Source organism: Paenibacillus apiarius (genome assembly GCF_017052585.1).
GTDB lineage: Bacteria > Bacillota > Bacilli > Paenibacillales > Paenibacillaceae > Paenibacillus_B > Paenibacillus_B apiarius.
This window is the reverse complement of the sequence record NZ_JAFFHZ010000001.1, coordinates 2627739-2650066: the sequence shown is the minus strand read 5'-3', so window position 1 is coordinate 2650066 and position 22328 is coordinate 2627739. Positions and strand designations below refer to the sequence as shown.

The 22328-nt window shown below is 44.8% G+C and carries 21 protein-coding genes, 1 other RNA gene and 1 pseudogene; 4 read left to right on the top strand and 19 right to left on the bottom strand.

Features of this window, described 5'->3' with window-relative positions:
* Positions 1–24: 24 nt before the first annotated feature.
* The 4 genes from JSQ80_RS12120 to JSQ80_RS12105 all read right to left on the bottom strand — a co-directional run bounded on the left by JSQ80_RS12120 (position 25) and on the right by JSQ80_RS12105 (position 2024).
* Positions 25–261: a DUF6953 family protein gene (locus JSQ80_RS12120; RefSeq protein WP_087432243.1), complete on the bottom strand. Its 237-nt coding sequence runs from the start codon at positions 259–261 to the stop codon at positions 25–27.
* 135 nt (positions 262–396) lie between these two features.
* Positions 397–783, bottom strand: a complete 387-nt coding sequence (locus tag JSQ80_RS12115) for an aspartyl protease family protein (RefSeq protein ID WP_206095450.1) — start codon at positions 781–783, stop codon at positions 397–399.
* 312 nt (positions 784–1095) lie between these two features.
* Positions 1096–1521 (bottom strand): DUF3995 domain-containing protein, encoded by a 426-nt coding sequence (locus tag JSQ80_RS12110; protein WP_206095449.1) that lies wholly within the window; start codon positions 1519–1521, stop codon positions 1096–1098.
* Entirely contained in the window at positions 1518–2024 is a 507-nt protein-coding gene (locus tag JSQ80_RS12105; RefSeq protein ID WP_206095448.1) for a TetR/AcrR family transcriptional regulator, read from the bottom strand. Before JSQ80_RS12105 ends, JSQ80_RS12110 begins: the two co-directional genes overlap by 4 nt.
* A 94-nt stretch (positions 2025–2118) precedes the next feature.
* Here JSQ80_RS12105 and JSQ80_RS12100 point away from each other — a divergent pair, with 94 nt between their 5' ends.
* Entirely contained in the window at positions 2119–2880 is a 762-nt protein-coding gene (locus JSQ80_RS12100; protein WP_206095447.1) for a YheC/YheD family protein, read from the top strand.
* 141 nt (positions 2881–3021) lie between these two features.
* Here JSQ80_RS12100 and JSQ80_RS12095 read toward each other — a convergent pair whose 3' ends face one another.
* Positions 3022–3786, bottom strand: coding sequence for an exodeoxyribonuclease III (locus JSQ80_RS12095; RefSeq protein ID WP_206095446.1), 765 nt, complete (start codon positions 3784–3786; stop codon positions 3022–3024).
* Positions 3787–3856: 70 nt separating this feature from the next.
* Positions 3857–4153, bottom strand: a complete 297-nt coding sequence (locus tag JSQ80_RS12090; protein WP_206095445.1) for a hypothetical protein — start codon at positions 4151–4153, stop codon at positions 3857–3859.
* Positions 4154–4288: 135 nt separating this feature from the next.
* On the opposite strand from JSQ80_RS12090, the gene JSQ80_RS12085 reads away from it, so the two are divergent.
* On the top strand, positions 4289–4789 hold the full coding sequence (locus JSQ80_RS12085; protein ID WP_206095444.1) for a hypothetical protein: 501 nt from the start codon (positions 4289–4291) through the stop codon (positions 4787–4789).
* Positions 4790–5123: 334 nt separating this feature from the next.
* On the opposite strand, the gene JSQ80_RS12080 is transcribed toward JSQ80_RS12085, so the two are convergent.
* Complete coding sequence (locus JSQ80_RS12080; RefSeq protein ID WP_206095443.1) at positions 5124–5327, bottom strand: hypothetical protein; 204 nt, start codon at positions 5325–5327, stop codon at positions 5124–5126.
* Between the two features lie 987 nt (positions 5328–6314).
* Between JSQ80_RS12080 and JSQ80_RS12075 the strand changes: the two genes are divergently transcribed.
* On the top strand, positions 6315–7751 hold the full coding sequence (locus JSQ80_RS12075; RefSeq protein ID WP_206095442.1) for an alpha/beta hydrolase family protein: 1437 nt from the start codon (positions 6315–6317) through the stop codon (positions 7749–7751).
* A gap of 387 nt (positions 7752–8138) precedes the next feature.
* On the opposite strand, the gene JSQ80_RS12070 is transcribed toward JSQ80_RS12075, so the two are convergent.
* Positions 8139–9362 (bottom strand): MFS transporter, encoded by a 1224-nt coding sequence (locus JSQ80_RS12070; RefSeq protein WP_206095441.1) that lies wholly within the window; start codon positions 9360–9362, stop codon positions 8139–8141.
* Between the two features lie 331 nt (positions 9363–9693).
* Here JSQ80_RS12070 and JSQ80_RS12065 point away from each other — a divergent pair, with 331 nt between their 5' ends.
* Positions 9694–10293 carry a TetR/AcrR family transcriptional regulator gene (locus tag JSQ80_RS12065; protein WP_206095440.1) on the top strand — a complete coding sequence of 200 codons (600 nt, stop codon included), beginning with the start codon at positions 9694–9696 and terminating at the stop codon, positions 10291–10293.
* 7 nt (positions 10294–10300) lie between these two features.
* Here JSQ80_RS12065 and JSQ80_RS12060 read toward each other — a convergent pair.
* The 11 genes and pseudogenes from JSQ80_RS12060 to JSQ80_RS12010 form a co-directional block, all read right to left on the bottom strand.
* Positions 10301–10943, bottom strand: a pseudogene (locus tag JSQ80_RS12060) (class I SAM-dependent methyltransferase).
* A gap of 128 nt (positions 10944–11071) precedes the next feature.
* Positions 11072–11791: a YebC/PmpR family DNA-binding transcriptional regulator gene (locus JSQ80_RS12055; RefSeq protein ID WP_206095439.1), complete on the bottom strand. Its 720-nt coding sequence runs from the start codon at positions 11789–11791 to the stop codon at positions 11072–11074.
* A 284-nt stretch (positions 11792–12075) separates the two neighbouring features.
* Entirely contained in the window at positions 12076–12468 is a 393-nt protein-coding gene (locus JSQ80_RS12050; protein ID WP_206095438.1) for a type II toxin-antitoxin system death-on-curing family toxin, read from the bottom strand.
* The gene (locus JSQ80_RS12045) at positions 12468–12767 is read right to left on the bottom strand and encodes an AbrB/MazE/SpoVT family DNA-binding domain-containing protein (RefSeq protein ID WP_206095437.1); all 300 of its coding nucleotides are present in this window, start codon (positions 12765–12767) and stop codon (positions 12468–12470) included. The genes JSQ80_RS12050 and JSQ80_RS12045 overlap by 1 nt, the downstream gene beginning before the upstream one ends.
* A 170-nt stretch (positions 12768–12937) precedes the next feature.
* Complete coding sequence (locus JSQ80_RS12040) at positions 12938–14323, bottom strand: amino acid permease (protein WP_240463631.1); 1386 nt, start codon at positions 14321–14323, stop codon at positions 12938–12940.
* 1093 nt (positions 14324–15416) lie between these two features.
* Entirely contained in the window at positions 15417–16604 is a 1188-nt protein-coding gene (locus tag JSQ80_RS12035) for an IS110 family RNA-guided transposase (protein ID WP_206095436.1), read from the bottom strand.
* A gap of 707 nt (positions 16605–17311) precedes the next feature.
* Positions 17312–18106: a hypothetical protein gene (locus tag JSQ80_RS12030; RefSeq protein WP_206095435.1), complete on the bottom strand. Its 795-nt coding sequence runs from the start codon at positions 18104–18106 to the stop codon at positions 17312–17314.
* Positions 18107–18130: 24 nt separating this feature from the next.
* Entirely contained in the window at positions 18131–18943 is an 813-nt protein-coding gene (locus tag JSQ80_RS12025) for a hypothetical protein (protein ID WP_206095434.1), read from the bottom strand.
* A 901-nt stretch (positions 18944–19844) separates the two neighbouring features.
* Positions 19845–20209, bottom strand: a transfer-messenger RNA (tmRNA) gene (gene ssrA / locus JSQ80_RS12020).
* Between the two features lie 273 nt (positions 20210–20482).
* On the bottom strand, positions 20483–20956 hold the full coding sequence (smpB, locus tag JSQ80_RS12015; RefSeq protein WP_087434472.1) for an SsrA-binding protein SmpB: 474 nt from the start codon (positions 20954–20956) through the stop codon (positions 20483–20485).
* Between the two features lie 145 nt (positions 20957–21101).
* The gene (locus JSQ80_RS12010; RefSeq protein ID WP_206095433.1) at positions 21102–21941 is read right to left on the bottom strand and encodes an MgtC/SapB family protein; all 840 of its coding nucleotides are present in this window, start codon (positions 21939–21941) and stop codon (positions 21102–21104) included.
* Positions 21942–22328: the final 387 nt, after the last annotated feature.

The following is a 22328-nucleotide window of genomic DNA, read 5'->3' as shown; positions in this document are numbered from 1 at the left end:
TCTATACTTGCATATCGAATGATATTACGTCCACCCCCAGGAAAAACCGTCTCTGTCCCATGCGATTTTGCCGCCATGCAGCTTGCGAAAAGCTTTCTTCACATCTTTGGACAGCGAGGCATTCCCATTTTCATTCACAAACACAAACTCTTCTCCAAAATGCGTTTTTACATAAGCGATCACATCGCTTTGATAGACGACCCCTTTGAATTTAATTTCTGCTACCATCCATTCGGCAACCTGTTGCGCTGTCACTTCCATGCGGGTTCCACTCCTTATGTTTCTAATCCAAAGTATGTACGCAAAGAGCCGACCTCATGCGGTCGGCTCTTTCAAGAGTAACGCAGTAGAATCTTGTTGTGCAACGTGATTCGCTCGAGCGTGATAATTATAAAGTCATCGCGTGAGTGAATAGATCTGCATGCTGGACGAATCTATTATCAGATTTGCAGCTTGAATATAATCAAAACCAATGGTTCCTTCAATCTCCATTCCGTAGTCCATACTCCCGATCTCCACTTGGAAATGTTCTAAACAGACCCTATCGAGGTAAATAGCATCAAAATTTTTCGTGTATACGTATTCCACACCACCGACACCTCGGATGGTATCTACGATATCTTCAGATTCAGGTATAACTCCGATCGTCCCAACGACATCAGCGTTAAAAATAGTTCCTGCGGAACCTGTATCTAACAGAACTTTCCTAAGCGTCAGTTTCTGTCCACGAAATTGAATGGTGACGGTTACAAAAGGAAGACCATGATTTATATTTATTTTCATTTAGGCCCTCGCACTCCAACGTAACGTTCACGTGCCACTAAAGCGGGACGTGAAGTATGAAAAAAACAGTATTCGCGATGAGGCTCCTGCTTGTGCAATTCGCTATACCGACGCATTGCAGATGTTGAGTCATCGAACTTGTCTATCACTACGACTTCTTCAATGTATCGTTGTCCTTCCTTGGAATGCGCCTTCGTCGCTTCTAACACAACCCATTCATTTGGAAACCTCTCTTGCACCTCTGCCCAACGCATCTTATCACCTCCATTTTCTCAGCCTTATTATACCATGAACCACATCCGATGATAGCTCTTACGGTTCAAACACGAGGACTGTTATTACAGAAATCGCCAATAGCAGGCATAAAGGTGAGAATAACATAGAGTCCCATCTCGCGAAGGCAGTTCCCTTCTTCTTTTTGAAAAAACCGACCCAGCGGAATTCGCCGATGGACCGCAGCAAAAACACGATTCCGATGCTCCACCCGCCCCAGCGGTACATCCATGCAGGCAAAATGACGTTCGTTCCTCCCGAAAGACCGAAGGCGATAACAGCTGCAGCTGCCAATAACAAGGCAACTATAAAAGTCGAGAATGTGCTTGGAGTGAACAACGGCCTGCTTCCGTTGCAAGGTATAGCGGCCGCCTTGCCCCATTTCCCCCCGAACATCCAATACAAGTGCAAGATGCTTAAACCAGTAAAGATACAGCCTGCAAAAGTGGATAATACGCTCGTCATTCGGACACCTCGCTCGTTTCAATTGTGGTATTCCATAACAGCTCGACCAGCTTGGCGGTGTCATCCAAATGTTTACGATGTTTATTTCTTTCATGCCAGCCTAAGTAAAAGTGATAAATGACGAACGCTTTTTGTTGGGCGGATTGATAGGACAGCCCTTTTGCCTGCAAAAGAAAGAGCATGAAATCTATCCTTTTGTGTTCTATCGTATCTAACCATTGTTGATATCGTTCATGTTCTTGCCCTAACCTCCGCAAATAAAAAACAAAGTCTCCAGCTTCCGTTGTCGAAAACATCGCTGTCAGCAGGTTTTTAATCTGAGTATCAATGCTCTCTTCGGTGAGGGTGCGATCAATTACTTCATTAGTCGCTCGCTCCACCCAGTCATTTACGATGCATGTAATGAACTCTTCCCGGTTGCCGAAGTACCAATAGAAGCTGCTTTTGCTGCAGCCTAGCTCCCTCGCCATTTTTTCAATCAGAAGGGACTCGCTTCCCCCCATTGCAAAGTACTTCTGGCCTTTCTGGCTCCTTTTCGCAATCCTGTGCACACAGCCGAATACGATATTCTAAATACCGAAGCGAGGGGACTAAACCGTGAATAAAAGGACTGCCGACGTTCCTGCCCAACCGAGAGTGCCTGCAAAAGGGCCCAAGTGGGACCATTATGTTGAACTAAAGAAGGATCATGATATTAGCGTTCATTTGCCCTACACGATGAAATTAAACAAAGCTTCCCTGCATTCCATGCTGTCGCTGTTTCCATCTGTCTATGTAAAGCCCAATCGAGGCGCTTTTGGCGTGGGAGTCATGCAGGTTGACAGCAAGGGCTCTAATAATCAACCGCTCTTCCGCGTTCATAAGGGAACTCGGCAAGAAACATTTAATTCCGAGAAACAGCTATACTCCTATGTATTGGCAAATCAGGTGAACAAAAATTATATCGTCCAGCAAGGAATCAATCTGCTCCAATGGAACAGACGCCCCTTTGACATTCGGATGATGATTAAGAAACAAAGCGACGGCACTTGGAAAAATGAAGGATTTCTTGGCCGCGTCGCCCAGCCGGACAAAATCGTCACGAATATACGCAGCGGCGGAACCCCGATGCCCATTGAGGACTTATTGGCTCCCTACACCAGCCCGTTCGGTATCCAATATACGAAGGAAGCATTAAATCGATTGGGAGCGCACATTTGCAAGCGGTTGGAAAAGAAATATGAGGGGATTCAGCTGTTGGGAATCGATATCGGAATGGATCAACAAGTAAAACCATGGATTATCGAAGTAAATATGCGGCCCGAGAAAATATGTTGGGACTGCATCCGCAAACTGTATAACAGGCTCGGTCCTGCTTAACTTCCTCCGCTCGTTAGACATGCAAAAAAGCCGACCTATCGTGGTCGGTTCTATCTGTCTTCATGATTGTCATAATAGGACGGTCCCGATGCTCCGTAGGGCTGGAACCCCTCTCGCTAGAAGAGGCGCCAGCCCTCGGATTTATGTTTCAATGTCGGCCATATTGAGAATAACAGGGCAATGATCACTGCCTAGAATAGTAGAATCGATTTGCGCATCGATTAATAAGGGATTCAATCTTGAGGAGACTAGGAAATAATCAATTCTCCACCCAATGTTCCGCTCCCTCACCTTGGGCATGTAAGACCACCACGAATAGGCATCGGTCTTCTGCGGATAGAAATGCCGGAACGTATCGGTAAATCCAGCGTCCAGCAATCGGGTCATCTTCTCCCGCTCTTCCGGAGTAAAGCCGGAATTGTTCCAGTTGGACTTCGGATTCTTCAAGTCGATCTCTTGGTGGGCCACATTCATATCCCCGCACAGAATGACAGGCTTGCAGGCATCCAGCTGCTGAACGTAATGTCTGAACCGTTCCTCCCATTCCAGCCGCTCTTCCAGCCGGGACAGATCTCGCTTGGAATTGGGTGTATATACATTCACGAGATAGAAGGACTCGAACTCAAGCGTGATGATCCGCCCCTCCGGCTCTTCATCTTCTTCTATCCCATATCGTACCGATACAGGCTTTATTTTAGTGAAAACGGCAGTTCCCGAGTACCCCTTTTTCAGCGCATAATTCCAATACAGCTCATATTCATCGCCAAGCTCCATGGCAATCTGGCCTTCCTGCAGCTTCGTCTCCTGCACGCAAAATACATCGGCTTCCGTCGCGCGGAAATAGTCATTGAATCCTTTTTTCACGCACGCCCTCAGGCCGTTCACATTCCAAGATACCAGCTTCATTCGCGTCTATCTCCTTGCTGTCTGCTATTTTCATTAGTGTAACATAGCTGGATGATAGACTGGGAGCCGGTTAAGGCCGAGTATCGAGAGAATCATATCCTACCACGATGGGCAGCGTATCGGATTCAACCAGCAGAGAGACAGCCTTACCGCTTTTTTTATCTTTATATCTAACGGAATAACCGCCAAATGCACCAGCATACTCTACTTTTTGAAACTCCAAATTCATATCATAATGCTGAAAAGTGACATAGATGGAAGCTGTAAATCGAGCCGTGGCACGCTGGAGAAAAGTGGATTGGGATACGGCCAATGCGAATAGGATTAATGTCAGCAGAACTGCGAACATCATTTTATATTTCTTCAACGTTATTTCTCCTTTGCTAGGCCTATCGATACCCTGAACACCTTGAAACTCCAAAAAAATCAAATAAATCCCAATTTTAATAAAATTTAAGAAGGATTTTTCAGTATCAATAGGGAATATATGGATTATGTTCGTATGAGCATAAATAAATTAGTTAGGGAGGCTTCATTCTTAAAAAAAATCATTCTTGGTTGTGTTGCTTTTACTGTTGCTTTTGCTGTAACAGTACCATTTGGTTCAAATCAGGCTCTTGCTTCAAGGTGGTACCCTGCTACTTCCTGTGATCCGAACAAGCCAGGAGATGACAAAACACCAATAACTCAATCTTCCATGTTAACTAAAGAGACAATTGAAAAGCTTGCTGACAAAAAGGTACCATCTACTGGAAGCGCTGGTTTCGATGCAATTATTGTTGGTATTGCACTTGCAATGACAAAAGCTAATTTTTGGACTAGCTTAGCAGTGTCAGCTGTAGCAGGTTTTTCACAAGATCTAGCCAGCAGAAAAGCCGAATATTATGAAGGTGTCTTAAAACGGATAGCCAAAGGTGAAATAAAAGGTTTGAGAGTCACAATTACTCAAAATACAAAGTCTTCTTACCCTGCTGCATTTGTCAAATACGAAGAAGTTAAATAACTATAAAATCCCCCCCATTGCTGGGGGGTTATTTAAATTCTATTTTAAACAGCTTTTTTAATAATGGTCTGACTATCAAAAATACTATAAGCACCGAAGAAAGTAATCCTACCGTCAAACTACTTACAAGACTACAAATAGTATAAAAAACTAAAACTGTAAGTAGTAGATCGGAAATGAAATAAAGTTTCGATTTATCCATTCCTTTTAACCTCCTTCTCTTAATAGCGTACATTGATCAACACTAGTCATAACTTGATGAAAGACATGCTATGGACATAAAAAATCAAATTATAAAACGTCTCAAATTGAAATGTTCTATTCGGGAATGGGTTTATAGGTATATCTCTTCATCTGTTACACCAAACTCATCCATTAATGGTCGCAAAACACTCATTTTCATCTCAACATAATCACTCGGATCGCTACCTGTCATCTGTATGGACATGGATGCTTCCTGAACAATTTGCATCTGATTCCGTAGAAAATTCAATAGTTTCGTACGACGGAAAGTTTCAGGTTTTGAACCAACCGACATCTAATCCACCTCAACATTACATTGTATACAATGTAATGTTTTTTTGTCAACTATTGGTATATGTCTTCCATGATTTTCACTTCTATATTAAAAAATATTCAGAAAGAAACGCCTATAAAAAAGACATTGGTGCAAAGTGAATTTATTGGGAATCGATTATCTATTAATACCGATCACTCACGAGACACGATATATTAAGAATGTATAAAGTACTGTACATTGGGCATCTCCCATATAACAGAAAATGTTGGCTCACATAAGCAAATCTCTAGGTATACTAACTGCATGCAATAGAGATTAAAGAGCAGAAACTTTGTGGATAATAATTCTCTTCTTTGTTGAGTTCTACCTTTCGCATTTTAACTTTCAGTGATCGGAGTCTTATGATCTTGCGCGCAAAATGACCGCCTATTATACATTCTTCCATCCAAGACATCACTCTTCGCGATAATAGGTGAAGGTGATAAAGGAAGGTAGCCCAAAACCAGACTAATTCCGGATCGTTCTCAGCGTAAGAAACGGCAATCGCCCGCTCCTTATTCAAGCTCTGAACAAGCAGCGGATCCATCTCGCAACACCCGCGTTCCTGGATATATGTATATAAACCCCTCAAGAGATAGTCCAAAAGGCCTGTCTATCCTCCCCTTTCTTACATCCATTGGATTTTGTAAGTGAAACAGCGGCGTATTCCTCACTCCAGCCGGTTTCATTGGATTATGTCTAAGGGCCTAACCTTAATTCCGCTCCAATCACTGCAACAAGGCCAATTTGCTGCATAAAATACAATGCATATGCTATTTCACCACCTGCCCCCCCTTATTCCACTGCCTATTTTGCAACAGGGCTTACTTTGGTTAAGGAAACATAAAGCCGCGTTTATCCGGTAATTTAAACGATTTTTAAACGAACCATTCTTTCAAGTTAACCTTCAAGCCCTACAATAGAACCGTTAATGGCAAGACCTACTTGAGTACAAGGAGGGACCATATGAGATTATTTGAAATCCTTTTAATTTTTTCTTGTTTGGCTTTACTGTCAGACCTGTGGTTCTCCAAAAGTATAACCCGGAAAACAAGCACGGTTATCTGCATGGCAAGCAGCATCATTTTACTCGTTCAATTGTGTTTTGAGGGGTATCGATGGCAGTTGGTTTTTGTATATATCATGGCTGTATTATTGTTATGTGCAGTGTTGTTCAGGCGTTCAAAAAACACGGCCAATCTAAAGATGTGGAGGCCATTAAAATATGGCTTCTATTCATTAACAATCGTTCTTATTGGCGTATCCATCTGCTTATCCTTATATCTGCCTGTTTTCAATTTGCCTAAGCCCGATGGTTTATATGAAGTAGGCACTCAAACATTGCATTTTATTGATGACGACCGCGCTGAGATCTTCACCGAAAACCACCGCGACAAGAGAGAACTAATGGTTCAAGTTTGGTATCCGGCCGGGCATGTGAAACATAAAAAGAGCAGCTTGCTTTTTCCCGAAGATAAAACGGTATTTAGAAAGTACATGCAAGCATACTCCCAAAATTTCAAACTTCCTGAATTTGCGTTCGATTACTGGAGATATATCCGCAGCAATTCTTATGAAGATGCCGAAATACGGCCTACTGCACAGCCTTACCCCTTGGTGCTGATCAGTCATGGCATGGGAACCGGCAGGGTGCTGCATACCTCGCAAGCCGAGAATCTGGCCAGTCACGGCTTTATTGTGGCGGCAATCGATCATACGTATAGCACCACGGCTACGGCTTTTCCTGACGGAAGAGTGACTGGTTTCGAAACGGTGTTGACCGGAGATAATTTTTATGATAAGGGCAGCAGGATTGGGAAGGTGTGGACTCAAGATGTGAAGTTTGTTATCAGCCGATTCAAAAAAATGAATTCTGGCTCGATACGGAGCATATTTGAAGGAAAAGTGGATGTGAACAACATCGGAATGATGGGGCATTCTTTTGGAGGCGCAACGGCTTTCAATGCCTTGTATTTGAATGACGACATCAGAGCCGGAATAAATATGGATGGCACGCTGTATGAGTTGAAGAATAGAGAGCATATAAACAAACCGTTTTTGTTCATGCAAGCAGGCGATTTTATCGACAATGTAAAAAAATACAAAAATAAAAAAGGGCTGCGGGACAAAATTGCAAATGAGCTGTCCATTATGGAGAATGTGAAGCAGCATGAGGGAAGCGTGATTTATGTGGAAGGAGCCGCCCACTATAATTTCACCGACCTTCAGCTTTTTTCGGACCTGATTCAACTAACCGGGATGACGGGAAAAATCAATGGCAAACGGGGCGCCTTCATCACGAATCAATATGTGCTGGATTTCTTCAACAAGCATTTGAAAGAAAGCGGAGGCAATCTGGTTGATGAACCGAATGCGCAATATCCGGAAGTAAAATTTCAGTAACTAGTGGTGCTCCTCCGACCTCAGCGGTCGCTGCTGTTATCCGGGGAAACTGAAATCTTGTTTGGTGTTAATGGGTGTTGCTATGCAGAACCGTTTTGATGGATGGATCGATTGGCGGGTAGATCTGCTTGCAGCTGCCTCATATTTGACCGTCTCTCCTGATCTGCGGAGGAAGTGGGAACAGATCGGCGTGAAAAGTCCCAGCCTTGGCGCTCGCCAGCCCCGTTTGGAGATACACATTTGATGAGTTGGTTACAACCATTCGCAGAAATACGAACGAGACCTTTCAAGTCTGGCTGAACGCCGGACGGAAGCAGATCGTGCTGAAGGGCTCCGGGGCCGACCTGCTCCAGCCTGCTATCTGCGATGCGTGATACTTATTCGGTGTTAGTACTTGAGTGAACGATCCTCCGGGCTCATGAATGCGTGATTGTATGCTGACCGGAGGGATCTGTAACCAAGCAGCACGATGGCCAGAGCAATCAATCCCGCTGCAATGGCCACAGTAAACCCTGCCCGTGCGCCAAGGCCATCCACAACCCATCCTGCTGCGGCCGAGCCTAGAGCAACCCCGATGCCCAAGCCTGTAATTGCCCAGGTCATTCCTTCCGTTACCTGGGATTCGGGAACGATTTTTTCTACCAACCCCATAGTGATGATCATAGTCGGAGCCACGGACATCCCAGCAAAAAAGACAGCGAATGCCAGCTTAGCTATGCTGTCCACGAAGAATAGCGGAAGCATCGTGACGGCCGATACTGCAACAGCCCGCAAAAACTGGCGGTGTGGCGGAGTGCTCAGTCTAAGCGTGCCGAAAACCAGGCCAGCCAAGCATGAACCGATAGCGTAGACGGAAAGTACGATACTAGCGGCTATCGTATTTCCCTGGTTCTCTGCAAAAGCCACACTCACGACGTCCACTGTGCCAAATATGGTGCCTATGGCAACCAGCGTGTACACAAGCACCCTCAATGAACCAATCTTGATCACGGTCCCTTTGCTGTTAGGGTTAAGGGGACGCACGGTTGGTTCGGTACTCTTTTGCATCGTGAACAGAAATACCCCTATCGTTAGAAATACGCACGACAGAAGCGGACCCGCTTCAGGGAAGAGCATAATACTCAATCCAACAGAAATGACCGGACCAATAATAAAGCAGAGTTCGTCTACAACGGACTCAAAGGAAAAGGCAGTATGCAGCTTAGGCGAACCCCGATACAATTCGGTCCAGCGCGCGCGTACCATGGCCGACATACTGGGCATACACCCGGCCAGTAATGCGAACAGGAACAGGGTCCAGTCCGGTGCTTGATATCTAGTGCACAGCAGCAAGCAGACAATGGATACTACGCTGATCCCTGTGGCCGGCAGCAGCACGCGGGACTGCCCCAATCGGTCCACCATGCGGGAAATTTGAGGGGCCATTAAAGCTGACGCCAACGCAAAGGTAGCTGCAACAGCACCAGCGAGCCAGTACTCGCCGCGCAACTGCGACAACATAGTAACAATGCCAATGCCCATCATGGATATAGGCATCCGAGCGACAAAGCCTGCCGCCGAGAATCCCTTTGCACCAGGGGCTTCGAATATCTCACGATATAGATTAGGCATAATGCACCCCCGAATAGACGCCGATTGGAATTACGTTCTTCATTTCTTGAACTCCCCTCGTTTTTAATTAGAGTTAGATGTAAAAAACTTATACTATCCTGCAGGTGAAATAAATTGACATACGCGATGTATGTGATTACTATATAAACATACGCGACGTATGTCAACGTGAATTTTAATATCTCTAGTATCGGCTTCCCTGCGGGGGAACACCGATACAACTGCTGAATTTCAAAGGACTTGTTCTTTCGGATGTCGAACAATATGAAACACGTGGTTGGTTACCAACGAAGAAGATTATCATAAAAAACGTATGAAAGCAGGAGGCACAATGGCTCGAAAAGCACGATCGGAAATGATTGCAGAAACACGCGCCAAATTGGTGAGCGCGGCAAGGCAAGCTTTTGGCACGATTGGGTATGCAGACACATCCATGGATGACCTCACAGCTTCTGTGGGCCTGACGCGCGGTGCGCTGTATCATCACTTTAGAGACAAAAAAGGCTTATTGGAAGCTGTTGTCAAAGAAATCGATGCTGAAATGGATAGCAGATTGGAAAGTATCTCTGATACGGCGGAAGGAACTTGGGAGGGCTTTGTTGGTCGTTGCCGCGCCTATCTCGCCATGGCGCTTGAGCCGGAAATCCAACGAATCGTGCTAAGAGACGCGCCTTCGGTACTGGGCAATGCTTATTCTCAATCATCTCAGTCGCACTGCCTGGCGACGATGGCTGATATGCTTGGGCAATTGATGAAGGATCGGATTATTGCAACGACGGACCCTGAAGCTTTAGCCCGTCTATTGAATGGGGGACTCATGGACACTGCTTTTTGGATCGCAAACTCCGAGGATGCCGAGGCGGGCTTGCCCAAAGCGTTACACAGCCTATCACTTGTATTGAACGGCTTGCTTTTAGAGAAGACTTTGTAGCGGTCACCTACACTTTCCCTATGTAGCTTCGTGTAATATTGGGAATGACAATCATGTTGTCCCTGCTATATTTTATGAAAAGCTCAGTCACTGCTTCAATAAATGGGTTGTAATTCGAAGTCCTTGTATATGTCCGGCGATGCATCTATGCCACCGCTGAAGCCTTTAAACCCGGAGCAGAGCTTTTTGCATATCTCCGCATTTTCATGTACGAAAAGGCTTGAGGTATCCCTGCTGTTCCAAACAAGGGCTGCATTCGAATTTGGTTTCAATATTCTCTGGCATTCCATTTTAAATCTATCTTTGTCGAACCAATGAAAAGCCTGCGCAACCGTTACCAGATCAACACTGGAACTCGGGATACCGGTGTGCTCGGCCGTTCCTGGTATCGAAATAAAATTTGCATAGCTGCTTAATGCTTTTTTTGCAATCGTTCTCATATCGCGATTCGGCTCAACCGCAAATACTTTAAAGTTTCTGTCGAGCAGCTGTTGAGTAAAAATCCCCGTACCTGAACCTATATCTGCAATATTATGGTTGGAATTTAATTGGTTCGATGAAATCAAATAATTCATATATTCTTGCGGATAATTCGGGCGATATTTCGAATACGTATCTGCTTTACCGGTAAACTTGTTTGTTGTTTCCATAGCATGTACCTCCTTCTGACAGGGGTTCAACTCTCGCGCGTCATTGCAAAAAGCCGACCTTTCGGCCGACTTTTTAATGGTGGAGGTCAGGGAATGAAATTCCTGTCCGAGAAACCTCCTTATTTACATTAGTCTTCAAGGTCAACGTTGTGGTACACCTGTTGAACATCGTCCAGATCTTCCAGCGCATCTATCATTTTCTCGAATTGAGCCTGAACGTCTTCTGTAATCGTAATATAGCTCTGTGGAAGCATAGTCAGCTCCGCTACGGTAAATTCCGTGATGCCTTCATTCTTGAATGCCTCTTGAACAGCATGAAACTGATCCGGCTCAGCGTAAATAATGACCGCCTCATCCTCTTCCAAGATATCACGAACGTCCAAGTCCGCATTCATTAAGATCTCCAGCACTTCATCTGCTGTCTTGCCTTCCAAACCAATGACCGCCGTCTGTTCAAACATATAAGTTACAGATCCGCTCACTCCAAGGCTGCCGCCGTTTTTGTTAAATGCGGCACGAACCTCAGATGCCGTACGATTCACGTTATTCGTTAATGCGTCCACGATAACCATGGAGCCGTTAGGTCCGAAGCCTTCATAACGGAGTTCATCGTAGTTTTCATCCGAACCGCCCTTTGCCTTCTCAATCGCACGGTCAATGATCGCTTTTGGCACGTTGTATGTTTTGGCACGCTCAACAACGAATTTTAAAGCTTGATTCGATTCCGGATTCGGCTCGCCTTGCTTCGCCACCACGTAAATTTCTCTTCCGAATCTAGCATATATACGACTTGTATTAGTATCTTTGGATGCTTTCTTTTCCTTAATGTTGTTCCATTTACGCCCCATACTGTTCTCGCTCTCTTTCCACATTGAATGTGCACAATCATCATAATTATATCTCGTAAAAAGGGCTTGGGCAAATATCAAAACTTTAGGTATTTATGGATTGCGCTTTAACTTGCGTGGGATTGGAGGTGCTGGAAAAGCATAGCCTGTCTCATTCTTCGGTCTTTGTAATAAAAATCTTGTCGTTCTGCATTAATAGGCCAGCCACTCGATATACATACTTCTCCGTTTTGAACAAGATATCCTGTTTACTCATGCCCTTACACTCCCCAGACGCCCCGTTTTCACTTCTTGATACCATTTTCTACAAAAATTTGAGCCATATCTTCAACAGAGTACTTCCCATTCACAAGATCCACCATGAAATTTACTGCAAATTCCCGTTCCATTTTCAGTTGATAGCCGTTTATTTGAAGGAATGATTTTACAGACAAATAAGCGGTTCGTTTATTACCATTGTGAAAGCAATGGTTTTTAGCCAAAAAATCCACCAACGCAGCTGCTTTCTCGAATAATGTCGGATACGCATCCTCACCAAATAGGCTTTGCTGCGGTCTATAAACGGCCGATTCAAGAAGAGAATGGTCCTTAACACCCGCTTGTTCCATATCCTGCATCTGCTTCATCATGAAATAATGCCCGGCAATCACTTCTTCTTTGGTCAAATACTTTACCATTATCGGTCCCTTAGATCATTGAATATGTTCTGATCTTCATTAAAAACATCATAAAACGCCTCAAGCACTTCAGGCCGCACATTCTCAGGCAGATTCGGTTTTCGAACCTTTTTGATTACGATTTCTCCCTGGTCGTTTTCGATAAATTCAATTTCGTCACCCTGTACAACATTCAGTTTCTCTGCAAGCATTTTTGGCAAACTAATCCCTAAACTATTTCCCATTCGGCCTATTTTGCGAGAGTATCGAGTCGTCTTCGTTCTATCACGACCTTTTTCCATATTGACCACACCATTCATAATAAAGTACTCCTCTCATAGTATGATCCATACGCACAAAGTTATACCTTACTAATGTACTAATGTAATAACTTAATAACATTCTAACATATCAAGGAGTAAAGCAAAAAGCCGACCTTGCACGGCCGGCTTCAAGTGAATAAACAATTGGATATTCAGAATACAACAATTTATGGATTCAAGTTACTATGCTTACGTGAATAAATAAAGTATATAATCGCACCAATACCAATCCATATGACAAATGAAATCCAAGTGATTAAGGGCAAACTGGACGCAAGGTAAAGACAAAGCAACGCGCTAATGGCTGGCAGCACTGGCACGAACGGGACTCGGAATGAAGCCTTTAATTCAGGGAATTTCTTGCGCAAGACGATAATTGCGATGGATATTAAAGTAAACGCAGCTAATGTGCCCATGTTCACTAAATGCGCAAGTGTTGTTAGATCAATAAAACCTGCAATGCCTGCGGCAACAAACCCGGTTAACCACGTGTTAGCGAATGGAGTCTGGGTCTTTGCATTTACTTTTGAGAACTTTTTCGGTAATAATCCATCACGGCTCATTGCGTAGGATAATCGAACTTGCGCATAGATTAATGCAAGGATAACGGTTGTAATGCCAAATACCGCCCCAACTGAAATGATGCCCGCTATAGAGTTTTGTCCTACCGATTCTAATGCCAATGCAACAGGTGCGCCAACATTTAGCTTGGTATACGAAATCATCCCTGTTAATACCCCAGATACGGTCATATATAAAATGGTACAAATGAGCAAGGACACTATAATCCCAATGGGCATCGTTTTTTTAGGATTCTTCACTTCTTCCGATGCCGTAGCAATAACATCGAACCCGATATAGGCAAAGAACACCGTAGCTGCACCTGTTATAACCCCATTAAATCCAAAGGGTACAAAAGGCACCCAGTTTTCAGGTTTTACATACCAGATCCCCACAAAAATAAATAGTAAGATAACAGCTATTTTTACAAAAACCATCATATTGTTAAACTTAATACTTTCCTTCACGCCTTTACTAACGAGTGCTGTGATGGACAATATGATCAGAACTTCTGGTAAATCAATGATTCCCCCTTTTCCAACACCAGGAGCGGAGGAGATAATGGCGGGAATTTGTATATGAAAGCCTGAGAGCAATGATTGAAAGTATGCAGACCAACCCGTAGAAACGGCAGAAATAGCCATAACATATTCAAGCATGAGATCCCATCCAATAAGGAAAGCAAACAATTCACCTAATGTCGCATACGTGTATGTGTATACACTTCCTGAGACGGGTACGGCTGAAGAAAACTCTGCATAACAGAATGCAGCGAGCGCACAGGCAATACCTGCTATAACAAATGATAACATGATTGCTGGTCCTGAAGATTCTGCCGCAACGACACCTGTAACAACAAAGATCCCAGTCCCGATTACACAGCCTACGCCAAGGAAGATTAAATCCAGCAAAGACATCGCCCGTGCTAATTCTTTTTTCTCACTTTGAGCAAGCATGAGGTTCAGTGATTTTTTTCGGAAAAGCTGATTCAATTTTATTCCTCCTATGCAGTGCGCACGCAAAAGACATATATAGTATTCCAACAATTGAACCATTCATTATTTTGCGCACCACTTCCATGCTGACATTCTTTTTAAGAATTTATCATAGGAAGAAATATGTTATTTGTGAGCTAGATCACACTGGATACCATCCATTTATTGTGTTATAACCGATTATTACTCTCTAACCATAAATTATTAAGGTTCAAATCCGAAATCTGTATTTTAACGATATAAACTGAGGTCGAAAATGGAAAACATCTGCTAATCCTGTGTTGTATGTTTGACTCAGGGGTTCCATGCGGTCGGTTTTTTTCAGGTTTTTGGTGGAGGCGAGGGGGTGTTGATATCTCCATTTCACTTGCTGTCGAAGCCTATCCTCTGTCGACGATATTAGAGGTTGGATATCAACGCCGTGCTCGTTCGCTGAGGATTTCCTTTGAAGCATCTCTTTCGCTGCCTGCGCGCGGGCGAACCCGCTCAGGGGTTCTACTCCCTTTATCCCGCCTCCAATGCAAAAAGCCTGTGATTTGAACTATTATATTGCCGCTTTTTGAAGCAATAAATTGCCGAATTTATAAGGATGAATCACTTGATTATGAGACAACGACATAATTATTGAACCATAATACTGCCGGTAGTAATTTTTTGAATCATATCCTGTCGTTATTTACAATTACATTTGCGTCTTACATAACATAATGCATGTTACATAGAATTCTCATGTAACTGGTTAAGTAGGGCATCTAGTGTCCTTTGAAGCATTAGTTTGCCGCTACGGCAATATTATTGTTCAAAGCGGAAATTCCTACTTCTTCATTTTATCATTGGACAAATGGGATACAACAAATTATTCAAACGGTGTTCATTCCGGCTTGAGGCTTCATCATATCGGTGATGACCATTTGGCTTCTTCTGGATCTTTCGGAAGCACTAAAATGACAAGAACTTGTGGAATAAAATAAAAACCAGCTAATATTTGGCAAGCTATCCTCTTGGTGATTTAATGATTTACTGATATACTGGTTTTTGAGCATGGCAAAAAAACTCCATTGGCGTGGAGTTTTTTTAAAATTGAATAAGTTTATGCTTGGTAAGGCTGGCCTCTATTCAAGATAGCGTAAATGTGATGCAGTAGCTTGTTGGCGCAAGCGATCACCGTTACCTTGTAAGGCTTGCCTTCTTTCTTTTTTCGTTCATAGTACGATGCTAACCGTCTGTTATTTCCTTGCCGAAGTCCACACTGTACCGCTAGATATAACGATCTACGCAGACGTTTTGACCCACGCTTCGTTATTCGGTTACTGCTAGCTGTAAATTTCCCTGAACTATGCACACTCGGATCTAGCCCCGCATAAGCCACCAGTTGCTTAGCATGGCTAAACTGCTTAATATCTCCTATCTCCGCTACTATAGCCGCTGCAAGCTTTTCTTCAATCCCAGGAATGGATTTCAATAAATCCACCTCTGGTAGTTGAACAGATATATCCTCCATTTGTTGTTCTAGCTGCTTCAATTGGGCTTGAAATGTTAGAAGCAGCGTAATCATCCCTTTCAGCGCTTCCGTTTGAGATGGACTTGTCCACTTTTCCTTCCACTTACTTATTACCTCTTCTATTCGTATCGACTTCTCTCTTATCCCGCTTTGACTGCGAGATCTTCCAGCATGTTTTGTTAGGAGCTTCTCTATAATCTCGACATCATCCACTTGCCCTTGTAAACAGCTCTGCAACACTTGTAGTGATGTAGCCGAGTACAGGTCACTAAACACTCCTTCATAAGCCGGAATTACTTGATCTAACAGTGCTCTAGTGTTGAGTTTGGCTTGTACATATAACGATGTAACAAACTCATGCTGGCGGGTAGCGTGTTGAAGTTCCATGTACGACTCATCCCAGACACGGTGTGGCAATACATCTCCTCTGTAAAACATTTCGGCTAAGCTCCAAGCATCTGCCTCGTCGGTTTTCACCTTACGAAGCCCCATTCCTTTTGCTCGCTTGGACTGTAGCGGATTAAGGATGATATGACGAATGTCCTTCCGAGTCAGATAACCAACAACCCCTCGGTGATAATGCCCCGTAGCTTCCATGATAACTACCGGCTCTGTTCCTGTTCTTGCTTTTAATTCTGTACACAAAGCGCTGAGCCGCTCTAACCCTTGCTCATTATGATGAATATTTTCTGCTTTCCCGTAGGGTTCATTTCGCCATAAAAAAGCTTGAATGACACTGTTTCCTTTTGATACATCCATTCCTATTACCGGTTCCATAATACCCTCCTTAATGATACTCGCCGGCACTCCCACGATGGCTCCAAACCCATAGCTTCGCTTGTGATACGAGATCTTCAATGTCTCAACCAGCTCAAACATGGTCATTGGGGGTAGTGGGAGAACAGTTTTTATTCCGGGGTTTCCCCCTAAAAGCCGCACGTTCTCCCGGCTACCGCCATCTTTATACACCTACAAAAATAGGCCAACCAGAAATTCCGGTTGACCTAATAATACGAAAAGCGGCATGTAATGTCTGAAGGACAAAGGCGGAGAGCAGCATATAACGGACACTTTGTGATCGGTTTGACGGAAACCAGCAGACAGAGAAGCATTGAACCAAAGGAATCTCGGTCTGCCGGTTTGTATGGAAAATTTCCGCGCTGGACTGGCCTCCCAGAATTAAGCAATTGGTTTACCAGCTCTGTATCATATCTCTTGATATAACGAGCGCCTTTTTTATCCCAACGCTTTACGGCCTGGCCTGATTGGTCGTAGGCAACGATCGCCATGCCGTAACGATTATCCATAAAGCTGTATGGCCAATAAACGTAACCATCGGCTTTGATAACCGGGCATGTGGTACTGAACTGCAGCGTATTCGGATCTGCGAGACAAACCACTTTTAAATCACCTGCTACGGAAGAAGGGCTAACGGAAGATACCCGTTCGATAAAGAATACTTTCTGCCGGAAGCCGATTGTATGTCACTCGTAATCTTCGGCTGTCCAAGACCTGCGGTGTAGATCAAGAACATTCAATTCAATGGTGACGGTAGATAGCGTAATTGCGTTGGCCGCTTCGATCGCGGGGACGACATCCTTTGTCAGCAAGTTTCGGATCACTTGATCGGTTAAAGGAATATGGCTGGAAAGCAAGGCGTCCAAAGTGCGGTTGACCGAGTCTAGGGATGCGACCAGCTTCGCCGCTTTATCCAAATGTAGTTTGGCCTTGGTGCGGATATGTACCAACTTATGGAGGCCTTCACGCAGTTTTCCGCGTAATATTGCGCCTTTAATAGCGTCGATAGCAAGGCCGATACCAATGATGACGGCGCCTGCTATGAGTCCGCCGATCAATCCTCCGGCAATAGTGCCGACTGCGATTTCCGTGCCGAATACCGTACCTAGTACTGTTGCGGCCGTTTCCGCTTCTAGAATACCTGATCCGACCAAGAAACTGGTGACTCCGGGAGCAAGGTAAAGCGTCGTTGCGGCCATGCCGGCCACATCCAGAAAGATAGTGGAAATTTCGACGGCCGTATCAGCCGTGTTGACCTCCTGAGCAGCGCCCGCGGCTTTTAATATATCGAGCTGTGTTATTCCAGGAGGCGTCAATCCGGCATTGGCATACAATTGCGCAATTTTCTGATTGATTACCGCATTTAGGTTTTTAAACTGTTCGTAATCTTGTTTTGAAACGGCGATGAAGTTTTGTGTGTCGGCCGACAGTTCCAGCAGCCGATTTTTCCGCTTCTCATTATCTGGAAAAAAGATGGACATATCGTTCTCCTTCTCTGATGACGATCAATGAATATCCTCTGCAGTCCATGAAGTTCTCGAAAGGTCAAATTTGTTCAGTTCGACTGTAACAGTACCTTTTGTAATATTTTTATCGGCCTCAACTGCCGGTTGCACGTCTTTTTTGATCAGGTTTTTAATCACGGCATCGGTAAGAGGCAACCCGGCACCGCTGATCGCATCGAGCGTTGTTTTTACTGAACGTATCGAATCAAGTAGACCCTTCGACTTGTCGAGGGAAAGACGCGTGCTGGTCCGCACTGGATACAGCGTATGCAGCCCGCCCCGCAATTTTTCTTTGGCTTTGGCTCCATTGATGGCGTCGAGGCCAAGATCTATGCCGCCCACGGCTATTCCCCCTAAGATGCCGCTCAATAAACTGCCGGCCAAACCTCCGGCTGTAATCTCCACCTCTTTGCCGATAAAAGGCACAGTGAAGGAAGCCAGGATTCTTGCCGCGGTCTCCTCCGCCATCACACCTGAGCGCACCAGCAATTTGGTAGCAGCGGGCGCGAAATATTTGATAGTTCCAGCGAAGCTGGCGACGTCGAGAAGTATCTCAGCAATTTCCAAATTCTTATCCTTACTGCTAATGTCTTTTGTGATACCAGCTAGCTCGATCACATCAACCTGCTTGATGCCAGGCGCTTTCAATCCAGCTTCATTGTAAACGGCAACAATTTGCTTATTCACTACCTCGCATAATTTTTTGAAGTCCTCATAGTCGGCCGTCGCTTCGTAGAAAAAGTTTTGCGTATCGGTGGCCAGTTCCAGAAGTCGGACTTTGCGTTTTTCATTGTCGGGATAAAAGATAGGCATGAGCAATTCCTCCACAAATAGAATGGTATACGCCTTAAATGTATTTATATGTAAACCGAAATATTCCAGATTACCGGATCAAAAATATGGACGAAAGTATTCCTGCGATCATCTCTCTGGTTTGTACTCGGCCTCGGTAGAAACCTGAGAGAACAATAGCAAATATGTTCTTGTCGTCCGTAAAAAGTAATTAATTTACCCAGCTTGTGATGATCTATCAGTGAGTTGCCTTGTAAGATCATTATTCGACATCGCTATTTGTTAATCGGTAATGTCCTCACCTTCTTGTCAAGAATGGAAATGTCCCCAAGTTCTTGTCAAATCAAAATGACAAGAACTTGGGGACATAAAATAAAACCAAGCCGCTATTTTAGAGACTATGCAAAAGTTCGTATCTTTAGAAACTGAAGATTTTAGGGGATACAAATATGTCTCCTTAAACACGAAACGAGCCTTAGAAGTGATTCTAGAGACTCGTTTTCTCTGACGGATGAGTTTTTTATAAAGAACTATTTAAGGGATCTCTAATTAGCGACGTTTTTAATCATAAATATGTAGCGCTGAAGTTTGAAGTATAATGTTGCCGTTGTTGTTTTGAAGCATAAGCTTGCCAGTCCAGCAATGTTATAGTTCAAAGCACAAAGCCGACCTCGCGCGGTCGGCTTCATGATGGTGGAGGCGAGGGGGTGTTGATATCTCCATTCACTTGCTGCCGATGCCTATCCTCCGTCGACGATATTAGAGGTTGGATATCAACGCCGTGCTCGTTCGCTGAGGCTTTCCTTCGTAGCTTCTCATCCACTGCCTGCGCGCGGGCGAACCCGCTCAGGGGTTCTACTCCCTTTATTACCTCCACCAAAACACAAAAAACCGACCTCATGCGGTCGGTTTTTTCAGGTTTTGGTGGAGGCGAGGGGAGTCGAACCCCTGTCCGAAGATAACGCAACAAAGGCTTCTACGGGTGTAGTCACAGTTTTGATGTCACCCGAGCATCGCCCCGTAACCGGCTATGCTTTGGGTCAGCCTGATTGTCTTCTTCAGCACACCCCAGGCGGAGATGTGACAGCGTATCCCACTAAAGTTGAGCCCCTATCCCGGCACATGGGCGATGCAGAGCAGGAGCACGCTCACAGGTTATTAAGCTGCGAAAGCGTAGTTGTTTTGTTGTTTGCCGTTTAAATTGGCGTTCGCGTTGTTGAAGTGGCCGCAGCCCCACTACCCGCTACCCGAGCCCGAACTATCCCCGTCGAATCCAAGAACGCCCCCATAATGATAAGCGACACATCTCGCCCATCTGGGGAGTTGGGTCTTGAATTAAGAGAAAAAGTTAAGACATAGATAGTGTAACATTCCACACTATTCAGTTGTCAAAGCTATCCACTCGATTAGCAGCAACGGCTTGATGCATAAGCTTCTTATCGTTGCCGACACGTTTATTATAACACATGAAAGGCAAAGATGTTAGTCAACTTGTTGCCAACGCTACATGCCTTTTCCTTGGTTACTTCTGAGAAATGATATAAGCCAGCACCATAGCCCTTAATACTTCTGCCTCTCACGCAGCGCCCGCTGAATCTGGCGGTCCGCATCACGCTTGGCTTCTGTTGCGCGTTTATCATAATTCTTCTTCCCGCGGCCGAGGCCAATCAGCAGCTTCGCAAAGCCGTTGCGCACATATATCTTAAGCGGAACAAGCGTATACCCTTCCTGCTTCGTCTGCCCGATGAGCTTGCTAATCTGCGCCTTGTGCAGCAGCAGCTTGCGCGCACGCGTCGGATCCGCAGGATTGTACCGATTCCCTTGCTCAAACGGACTGATGTGCATATTATGGATGAATACCTCGCCTTTACGAATCGTCGCGAACGAATCGCTAATATTAGCTTTCCCCATCCGCAGCGACTTAATTTCCGTACCTGTCAGCACCATGCCTGCTTCATAAGTGTCCTCGATAAAATAATCATGGGACGCCTTCTTGTTCTGGGCCAGCACTCTGTTCTCACTTTTTTTACCCATGATTGTCCTCCAACGTTACAACAAAATACAATCTCCGAGCGAGAATACGATTCGCTATTGTACCTCTATAAGTATACAACTTCTTATATTGTATCAAAAAAGAGCCATCAGACTCAAGAGAGTTACTAATGTATTCAAACCCGCTTTACGAAATCATCCGAACATCCTTGACGCCTTCCATGCTAAGCAGCGACTCACAGCATGCCGCGATCGATTTCATATCCTCAGCCAACACCTTTAATTCAATGCTTACCTGGCGCGGTTCATTCGAAGCATCCGATCGTGGATTGATAACAGAAGAGCTTGCCTCGCCTTCACCTTCCATATCAACCTCATCGTCGTTATCATGTTCAGGTTCATCGAAGTGTTCTTCGTCTTTTTCGGGACTCAACCGCTTCGTCCACGACTTCAAGCCATTGCTTTCTTTGCGCATACGGATGCTGCGAACCGACATTCCCTGCAGCTCCACCTCCGCCGTCATCTCGGTCAGCCATCCTTCGCGCTCTTCAGCGATTACTTCAAGCTGATGAATGCGGTGCGCCACGCGGTTCTTAATGTCATACTTGTTCAATACCCATAACGCGACCAGAGATAATCCACACCCTGCAAGCGCAGCCGAAATAAACCCTGCACCGCAGGCCAGCCCAATCGCAGCGGATACCCACAGCGAAGCTGCCGTCGTCAGCCCTTTGACGCTTGTGCCATTGCGGATTATCGTGCCCGCTCCCAAGAAACCCACACCGCTGACTACCTGAGCGGCAATACGCGCGATATCGACATCTGCCTTGTCATCGCCGCTAAGCTTAGGAAAGCCGTACACCGAAATAAGCATAACCAAAGCCGATCCCAAGCTCACCAACATATGAGTGCGAAGCCCGGCAGCTTGACTTCGTTTCTCCCGCTCCAATCCGATAAAGCCGCCCAATATTAAGGCGAGCACCATGCGCAGCACGACGTGGTAGACGGAAATATCTGAAGGACTCATCTGGCTTCACCCCATCTCTGTAACTCAATGTAGATTATGTACATTATATCATAGTATGCAGAAAGGGCTTATATGATAACTCCCATAGTGATTTTTCAACTCAAACTTTTCATGTCACTTGTATATACGAAAAGTAAGTGTTATCCTCAATGCTAACCTCTTCGTTGCTACGGGAGAATGATGATAAGGTCCAGTTACGGAAGGGAAGTCCGGCCTCAATGAACATTGCAATTGCATGAATGAATGCTGTTATTCCTGCTCTTCTGAATAAAGGGGAGAGTGAGACTAAGAAAGAATCCCACTCCTTATCCTGAAGGATGAAGTAAAAAAACCGACCTCGTCAGTAAAACATTTTCCCTCATGAAAACGGCCCTCCGCAGAGGACCG